The sequence below is a fragment of the Coleofasciculus sp. H7-2 genome (assembly GCF_042747725.1).
Lineage (GTDB): Bacteria > Cyanobacteriota > Cyanobacteriia > Cyanobacteriales > FACHB-T130 > FACHB-T130.
This window is the reverse complement of record NZ_JBHZGO010000069.1, coordinates 1-8,185: the sequence shown is the minus strand read 5'-3', so window position 1 is coordinate 8,185 and position 8,185 is coordinate 1. Positions and strand designations below refer to the sequence as shown.

General features: G+C 45.3%; 10 protein-coding genes and 3 pseudogenes. 2 read left to right on the top strand and 11 right to left on the bottom strand.

Annotated elements, in window-relative coordinates; all coding sequences use genetic code 11:
* A pseudogene (locus ACFW2W_RS14185) lies at positions 1-109 on the top strand (IS5/IS1182 family transposase); the annotation flags it as partial.
* Positions 110-124: 15 nt separating this feature from the next.
* On the opposite strand, the pseudogene ACFW2W_RS14180 reads toward ACFW2W_RS14185, so the two are convergent.
* Both ACFW2W_RS14180 and ACFW2W_RS14175 read right to left on the bottom strand, forming a co-directional pair.
* Positions 125-268, bottom strand: a pseudogene (locus tag ACFW2W_RS14180) (MBL fold metallo-hydrolase); the annotation flags it as partial.
* Between the two features lie 143 nt (positions 269-411).
* Positions 412-537: a hypothetical protein gene (locus ACFW2W_RS14175; protein ID WP_378179027.1), complete on the bottom strand. Its 126-nt coding sequence runs from the start codon at positions 535-537 to the stop codon at positions 412-414.
* Between the two features lie 749 nt (positions 538-1,286).
* Between ACFW2W_RS14175 and ACFW2W_RS14170 the strand changes: the two genes are divergently transcribed.
* Positions 1,287-1,880, top strand: coding sequence for a hypothetical protein (locus tag ACFW2W_RS14170; RefSeq protein WP_378179024.1), 594 nt, complete (start codon positions 1,287-1,289; stop codon positions 1,878-1,880).
* 234 nt (positions 1,881-2,114) lie between these two features.
* Here ACFW2W_RS14170 and ACFW2W_RS14165 read toward each other — a convergent pair whose 3' ends face one another.
* The 9 genes and pseudogenes from ACFW2W_RS14165 to ACFW2W_RS14125 all read right to left on the bottom strand — a co-directional run bounded on the left by ACFW2W_RS14165 (position 2,115) and on the right by ACFW2W_RS14125 (position 7,351).
* On the bottom strand, positions 2,115-2,240 hold the full coding sequence (locus ACFW2W_RS14165; protein WP_378179021.1) for a PAP/fibrillin family protein: 126 nt from the start codon (positions 2,238-2,240) through the stop codon (positions 2,115-2,117).
* A 28-nt stretch (positions 2,241-2,268) separates the two neighbouring features.
* Entirely contained in the window at positions 2,269-3,747 is a 1,479-nt protein-coding gene (locus ACFW2W_RS14160) for an ATP-binding cassette domain-containing protein (protein WP_378179018.1), read from the bottom strand.
* Between the two features lie 36 nt (positions 3,748-3,783).
* Positions 3,784-4,212, bottom strand: a complete 429-nt coding sequence (locus ACFW2W_RS14155; protein ID WP_378179015.1) for a hypothetical protein — start codon at positions 4,210-4,212, stop codon at positions 3,784-3,786.
* Between the two features lie 64 nt (positions 4,213-4,276).
* The gene (locus tag ACFW2W_RS14150) at positions 4,277-4,870 is read right to left on the bottom strand and encodes a hypothetical protein (RefSeq protein ID WP_378179012.1); all 594 of its coding nucleotides are present in this window, start codon (positions 4,868-4,870) and stop codon (positions 4,277-4,279) included.
* A 376-nt stretch (positions 4,871-5,246) separates the two neighbouring features.
* A pseudogene (locus ACFW2W_RS14145) lies at positions 5,247-5,787 on the bottom strand (nucleotidyltransferase family protein).
* Positions 5,784-6,026 (bottom strand): YgiT-type zinc finger protein, encoded by a 243-nt coding sequence (locus ACFW2W_RS14140; protein WP_378179009.1) that lies wholly within the window; start codon positions 6,024-6,026, stop codon positions 5,784-5,786. Before ACFW2W_RS14140 ends, ACFW2W_RS14145 begins: the two are co-directional and overlap by 4 nt.
* A 4-nt stretch (positions 6,027-6,030) precedes the next feature.
* Positions 6,031-6,270, bottom strand: a complete 240-nt coding sequence (locus ACFW2W_RS14135) for a DUF4258 domain-containing protein (RefSeq protein WP_378179006.1) — start codon at positions 6,268-6,270, stop codon at positions 6,031-6,033.
* A 254-nt stretch (positions 6,271-6,524) separates the two neighbouring features.
* Complete coding sequence (locus ACFW2W_RS14130) at positions 6,525-6,680, bottom strand: hypothetical protein (RefSeq protein ID WP_378179029.1); 156 nt, start codon at positions 6,678-6,680, stop codon at positions 6,525-6,527.
* A 35-nt stretch (positions 6,681-6,715) separates the two neighbouring features.
* Complete coding sequence (locus tag ACFW2W_RS14125) at positions 6,716-7,351, bottom strand: Uma2 family endonuclease (RefSeq protein ID WP_378179003.1); 636 nt, start codon at positions 7,349-7,351, stop codon at positions 6,716-6,718.
* Positions 7,352-8,185: the final 834 nt, after the last annotated feature.

The window sequence follows — 8,185 nt, the reverse complement described above, 5'->3', positions numbered from 1 at the left end:
CCGAATTTTATCTAGCCGTTATAGAAATAGAAGAAAGAGATTTGGCTTGCGAGTAAACCTGCTAGCAGGAATTTATAACTATGAGCTAAAAATAGCTGAAAAATCTTAATTCCGCAAGAGGTCTAGTATCGATCAGAACAAGTCCCTGGTTCGTCTCGACGAGCAGGCAGTGGCAGACGAGACGAGCCGTCAGACCGCGACTGAAGCCATCGAAAAGCGCCCCGCCGATCGGGCACATACAGCCACAATTGAGATGATGAATGTGCATGAATCCTCTACAATGCCTCCTCAGAACCATCCTAAATGTGTGAGATTGCCAACGGCGCGATGACTGACCGTCGGTCTGGAACCATCGCGTTCTGCTTGAAAAGAGTGTCAACTGAGCCTATTCGGTTGATCTCTAGGCACAAATTACTTGTTGGCTGACCCTGGCTCATTGAGCTTGCGGTTCTGTTCGGCAGTAACGGCGAGTTCGTAGCCGATGCCATTGGAGGTACCCGTCACGACAGCCAGAGGTCGGGTCAAAGAACTGTTCATAACCATCCAAACTCCTATATGACTGCTCCACGCTCTTTTGCCGTGGCTTGCTTCTTTTTCAAACGCTTAACTTAACTGCCAATTTCGACGGTTTCCTGCTCAAGTGACCCAGAATGTCGCCCGATTGTATAGTCGTAATTCTCGTGCTTCCTATATGGTGCTTTATTTGTGAGAGTAGGGATAAACCAATTTGTCCCTACTCCAACTTAGTTAGAATAGTTGAAAACGAATTACTTATACTCTTTCAATAGTCTTTATTTTTAAAGCTTTTGCTCTTACAAAAGTAGTAGTTGTCAGCTCTGATATTTGTATAGGAAAACACTTGATTGATTAACAAAACAGTTGGGTTGCAAAAACTATTAGACCTGTCTGAAATATAATCAGAACCTAAGAGGATGTTTGAAAAGTAGTATTGGCATCTCGTAGGGGCTTTGGCATTCGGTAAACAAGCTATTGGAACGAGAAATTGTCGCCCGTAGGCGTAAACCTTCAAGGGAGGGTATGCGAAAGCCCGGACATCTGGATGGTGTTATAACCGACTTCTCAGACATCCTCTAAATAAATATGGTAGAACAGAGTTTTGATCTTCCCGGAATTGAGGCGATCGCGTTAACGCTTGTGCAAGCAGCAGATCGCGGCTTTTGACTTAGATTACAAAACTGTAATTCAGACGAAGGGCAAGCTGTAATTTTGGTTGAGCTTAATCGAACTATAGACACGTTTCGAGATTTAACCGAAGGAGAAAGCAAGTGAAGAAAACCCGCCGACTGCTGACACTGATTGCAATTCCTGTTTTAATTGGAACGTTTGGAAGTGTAGCGCTGAATCAGGCGATCGCTCAATCGCCTAATCGACAGGCACAAAACTCATCTCAGCCCAATCAGCAACAAGAGGGACGCAGAGGGCCAGATTTTGCCGCAGCAGCTCAGAAATTGGGCATTTCAGAAGCCAAGTTAAAAGAAGCACTGGGAGTGCCAGCGAATCCTACACCGGGACAACGCCCTCCCCGACCCGATTTCAAGGCGGCGGCGGCAAAACTCGGCATTACCGAACAGCAATTGGTAAATGCGTTGGGAATTCCGCCCCGTCCACCACGTCCAAATTTTGCAGCCGCAGCGCAGAAGCTGGGCGTGTCAGAAGCCAATTTAAAGGCAGCACTGGGGGTACCAGCGAATCCACCAAGTACGCCGCCTGCACCGGGACAACGCCCACCCCGACCGGACTTTAAGGCAGCGGCGGCAAAACTCGGCGTTACAGAAGAGCAACTGGTGAATGCGCTGGGAATTCCGCCCCGTCCGCCTCAAGATGGCAACCAACCAGAGGGAGATCGTCCTCCTCAATAAGCCCTGGCGATTAGAAATCGCGGCTAAACAAACCAAGTCCGCCTGCGCGGACTCTAGAGACGCGAAATTTCGCGTCTCTACATTTAAAGAAATTTCCAGCCTCCCTATGCAGCTAAGGGACAGCGCACCCAGAGGAACGATGGAGATGGCATTTTCAAGATGGTGGTGAAGAACTGATGCTCCATTCCCCATAATCATTGAGTTGACAGAACGCGATCGCCCAAAACACCCAACTCACTCGCGACTAAACACAAACAGATTGCCTGTTGCACCTCTTCCTACCCTAATTTCTTCGTCTAAGTAGGAGGTTGTCCACTCCGCCTCATTTCGGAGAAAATACGATGTTGATGAACATAGCAAGGTTTAAAACTTTAGTGATGGGAAGAAGCTACTGAACGACGCGATCGCGCTGATAAGACCAAGCCGCGAATAAACCAAAAGCACCCCCCGCCCAAATCAGCCAAAGTAAATGTAGAAATAACTGGTTATCGTGTTTCAAACTAACTGCCGATAGAACTAATTCCTGGTAGTGGTAGAACGGTGAGCATGCAATTAAATCTTGTACGATTTGCGGTCCCGGAAGTGGAATTGAACCGCAAGCAACAGGAATAACAATTAGCGATAGGCTAAGAATAGAATCAGCACTTTTGGGGTCTAGTAAGTACCCTAATGCAAGGCCGAGAATGGCAAATGGCACAATTCCTAAGATTAGGCTCGATATCAGAGCTAACCCTTGAGTCAAATCCATTCTCATCTCAAGTTGCCAGCTTCCTAATGCGAAGATTAATAAAAGGCTCACAGTACAAATCAGAAGCGAGGTGGCAATCTTAGCCGCCATATATACTGTTGGTGGTAAAGGTGTAGCTCTCAAAAGCTTCAGCCATTTTTCCGATAGCTCAACTGCAATTCGTTTACCCAGTCGGTCGATGACAATCGTGAAAAGTATGATGCCACACAGGTAAATAACTATTTCTGTTGCCCCTTTTCCTTTCAATCCTTGCAATTTTAATAACGGGACAAATCCCACCAGTGCGAGTGTTGCAATTAAAAAAACTGGAGTGCGAAGTAGTTGAAGGATTTCAAACCAGAGTTGTTGTTGAAAAATGCGTTGGATGTTCTGAGAAGAAGTTTCAGGTAAATTCTCCGTCTCTCTAGGATTTTCAGGCTGATCTTCTAAAGCTTTATCTTTTAAATTTATTAGCTCCTGAGTTAGCTGTCCTTCAGGATGAATTTCAGTAATTTTATGGAGAGTGACACAGCGAGTTGCTAAAGTATTTAATTCGTTCCAGTCGGATTTATTATTTGTCACCATTAGAATGGTGATTCCTCGTTGACAGCAGAGTTTGATTTGCTGCCAAAATTCCTCATATCCTTTTTCATCTAGATTTCGGGTTGGTTCATCAAGGATGAGAAGGTCGGGATTGCCTGCTAGAGCAAGGGCAAAATAAAGTCGCTGTTTTTGTCCGCCAGATAAGTCAGTTGCCCAAGCACTTTCTTTATCTTTAAGCTTAACTATGTTCAATATTTCTTCAGTTGAAAGTGGATTAGGGTAGTAGCTTCTCAGCAGTTCAATAAGTTCCTTTACCTTGACATTTCTTGGAACTTGTGTATCTTGTAAAACTACTCCAACATGGATTTTTGAGTTAGCACTCTGTGGTGAAAGCCCCATTAGTTCAACTTCTCCACTACTGGGTTTGAGTAACCCTAAAATCAGATTCAGTAGAGTAGTCTTGCCAGCCCCATTTTCGCCGCGCAACACAACGAATTCGCCTCGCTGCACAATCAGATTGATATCCTGTAAGATAGAAGTTTGCTGGAATCCTTTGCGAAATTCCTTAGAAACTTGCTTGAGTTCGATAATATTCATGGCTTGTGTGAGAAAAAATATAGATAAGATTTAGAGCTAATGGAGTGTCATTTGCATGAGAAACCAAACCGCAAAGGAAGCGGCAACAGCAGGCACTAACGAGACACCGAAAAAAGTGGTTAAAACTACAAGTGCTGCTGTTCCTCCTGCAAATCCCCAAAAGTTCATAGCAAGTGAGCCTGTGGAATCAATTGGCGGTATACAAGTGCTGAATAAACAAAATTCACTTCCTTTCGTTAAAAGAAAGAATGTGGCAACCATTGCAACTCCAAAAACTCCTAAAACTACCCATTTATTCAGGTGTAATGAAAATCCTGAACCAGGGAGTTTTAAGGAAACTGCTGGGGTTTCTATAGGATTGGAAGTAGATTGTATTTGCCTGTCTGAATCTGGAACAATTTGCGGGGTGTTGGAGGAGGATTGCACAAGGTTGGAAGATTGTTGAGAGTTGTTAGAAGGTTGCATTTTTAATTGATTACTCCTTGATTTCGTGAAATATTGGACAAAGTTGGAAATTAAGATAGTGTTGCTAAAGCACTGTCCTAATTGCAAACCATACTGCTGCACCAATTGCTACGACGACAGCTAAAGGAGCAGTGGCAACAACAGCAGCCACAGTACTTGCAACTCCAATGGCAACAACACTGCTTGTGATATCTGGATAATCTTTTGCTGCCTTGATAGCATCTTCTGCTGTCTTGATAACATCTTCTACTGCATGAGGTTTCGCTGGCGGTGGAGATTCGTCAGATTTAGGAATGAATGACGGTTTAGGTGATGGACTAGTATCGCTCTGTGCTTTTTGTTTTTGTTCTTGAGAAGTGGGCAAAGGTTTAGGTGATGGACTGCGATCGCTACGTGCTATTTGTTTTTGTTCTTGAGAGCGATCGCGCAGAGGTTCAGCTTTTTTAGATGGACGAGAATTAGCTTGCGACAGTTTAGGTTGGCACTCTGCTGGGAGTGTACCAGACCAGTGAATCATCGGATAGCAGGAGTGCTGAACCAGCAAAGTTTTCGCGACTAGAAAGGGTGTCCAAAGTAAAAAACATACGACTAGGATTGTTTGAAATCGATAGCGAAGCCATCGGTCAATTAAACTGGGAAAATTTGTGATAATTTGCATGATATAGATCGCCTCGATCTGCTTAGAACTATCGGCAAAGGCTTCGTCTTGTCCCGCTTCCAACGGTTCACTGACTAGAAGGAAACTCCTAGTGCTTGGGCAAACTGCACTTGAGTCAGCTCTGACATTTCCGGGTTTCCTTCACAAGCGTAGCATTCGATAGGGATTCAGGGAGGGACATGGCGTGAGTGCCTTTTGATAATCTTCTTTGAGGCTAACGAAAGAAGACTGTCTCGCACATGGCATATTCACGAAATTTTGGTAAACGAGAGGCTTTAAACTAAGTGTTTTCTCCTACCCTATGTGATAAGGAAATGCGTGTACTGATGGGGTAAGAACGTACATTAAGACCTCCCGACCTTCCTCGCAAACACTTCTATGCTAGACGCAGACAAGGGCATTTTTGTAAAAACGAAGCCGCTTTACTCTCCGCATTTGGGTTGTGGATATGCGCTCTTTGTAGGTCGGATGATGCCATTAAACAAATCATCCAGATCGTAAGGAGTAAAGAACTGCCATTGTCCTTGAGCATCTAACCGAACGCCTACAGCCGTCGCCGTGTGCTGCCAATCAGTAACCCCATCTGAGCGTGCTACTGTAAGGTCTGCAACCGGAACGCCAATGCGCTCTCACTCGCTTGATTTTTAACATCAAACTTGTAGTCAGGAAACTGCGTTGTGAGGGTATCCTTGGCGGTGAGTTCTTGGGAACGATCTCCAAGCGCATCAAAAAAGGCAGTGTCAAAGTCGTTGATGACTAACTGACAGTCGTTGCCAAATAGCGATCGCTCTTACCGTATTTCGTACCGCATCACCTGCCAACCACCAATTGGGGAGATTCAGAAGCGCGATCGCAGATAATACGCTATGACAGGCAAAAGTTTTTAGGGCGGGGAGGATGTCAAGCCGCGCGACTATGCAGATTCTAAATGAGCTACTGGAATCTGTTCGGTTCTCTCTGGCGACTTTGCCCCAGTTGCAATGGCGTGAACAGCATGGAGAATATCGGCACAGTAGTATCGATTACCACAGCGATCGCAAACACCAATCGTCACATCTTCAAGAATGACAAATCCATCTTTGTGTTTGAAGGCTTCGCGCTTGACAGTACGAGGTTGAACGGTTCCTTCACAATACTCACATCTGTATCCATACATACAACTAGCCCTCCAGCTCAGTGACTTCGTAAACAGTGATAATCAGATAACGTCCGTTGCTAGCGAAACGTCCAACCACGCCAACAGGTATCTGTCGATCTAATGCAGTCCCCACTACTACATATTTTGTTCCTCTAGGATCGTCTTTTTCCACCCGTATGACTTGACCACTTAGAACAGCCTCTTCTACATCCAGAATAGTCAGCATATCCTCAGCCATCTCTTCCATTGCATGTGCTGACATATCGTATTGACGGAATCGGATTTTCTCTCTGATACGGTCAATATCACGCTTGAGGCACTTGGTTGTTTGGGTCACATCCAGGCAATCATATCAAGTTGTTTGGGCGATCGCTCTCTTAATCTAAGTCCTAAAAACTCCCTACCTCAAGTTTCCGGTATGCTCCAACTTGAAATCTAGGCAATTTTCTGTGCTGAACTCGCAGACACTTCTATGCTAGACGCAGAAAAGGGCATTTTTGTAAAAACGAAGCCCCTTTATTCTCTTGCCTCGCCAGCGGTCGCTCTTACCGTATTTCGTACCGCACCACCTGCCAACCACCAGTCGGGGAGATTCAAAAGCGCGATTGTCGGTAACACAACACCAACCGGCGAATCAACCAAAGTCTTCTGGAGGCGAGTGGCACTATCCATGTTTTGCTTATCTAGTTTGGTTCGAGTCTTTCCAGTTATTGACTTAGTTGTATTTTCAGTTCGCGCAGCATCCGACTGGTTCCGTCATCAATCGCTTTTTGCACTAACTGGGGAATCATTTCAGTCATAGGCAGATCGGGAAAAGAGAGGCTGACAGATGATTCAGTATAGTCCCCGTTCTGGAGAATATAAATCGTCAGTTGGCGATCGCGATAGATCCACACTTCCGGAACGCGCAAGGCTTGATAGGCATTCAGTGTAGTCTTTGAAGTGACATCAGACTCAATGGCGAGATCGGGAGGTGGGTAAACCTCCAAATTCATATCGGTGCAACCTCGGACACGACTGGCATTCTGGATGTAAAAGCAGGTATCGGGTTCGACTCCGGCAATTTCTGGTTGCTTCAGAGTCGTTGAGCCAAAATCTTCCCAGTCCCGTCCTTGGGCATCTAAGATAGTTGTGAGGATGTAAGCAATAATGCGATGGGGGCGTTCGTGCAGTGCCAGAGGAGACATGATTTCCAGCGTTCCTCGGTAGTATGCAATGCGGGTGCTGCGCTTTTCTCCCAGTTCGGTAAGAATCTCCTCAAAATCTTGCCAAGACAAGTTGTGAATGGTAATCATGCTACCGGGACTGAGTTCAATGCCACGAATGGGAATGGTGACAGTCATTGGTGTTCCTCCAGCGATCGCTCAGGTAGCTTCTTCAACCGTAACTCACCATTCACCCGTGAGCATCATTAATGACTAACTGACAGTAATTGACAAACAGCGATCGCCAACCCGTATTTCGCACCCCTTACCAACCACATTTTCTGGGTATTAAAAAGGCGGAAATATATAGCAATCCTAATTGAGTTGTGGGATGTCAGCAGTTCAAATCCCCGACAACTCTTACGGATACCGCTGATTGAGGGTACTATTTCCCAAGCTGTGCGTAGATTTGATTGACGACGAACCGGGTATTGGGGACTGGCGAAAACCCATTTACAGAATGTTGCCACGGCTTGTGCTATCAATTTAAGTCGTTTTTTTGCCTGCTCAAATCATCTTGCTAAAGCTCAAACTCGCCAAACTGCCTTAGCGGCATTACGCTTTCAGTCGGCTTCATTAATTGCTTGTTTGACATCTAAATCTCCATTGACCGGGTAGACTTCATGTTCCCTTCGGTTTTTATTCTCATGGCGCGAGTCCGGGGCAGAATCCTCTGGACGTTACTAAAGCTCGTGCTAAAAGTCTGCTCTTCTACAATTACCAGGACTTACGCAAAGCTTATACATATAGCGTTTTGTAGGGGCAATCCCCCTGGGGGATTGCGGTGGCAGATGTGGTGATGTTGCGTAAGTCCTGAATTACTTTAGTTGAACAGGGGGTATTACCCCTCTTCTGTCACTTTCCGAATATAATGAATAAAGAAATTGAAAAATAAAACTCTACACAGTAGGTAGGGCAATGGATGTAGAATTACAAGTTTTCAAACATTTAGCTAGAGATGCCCATCCCACA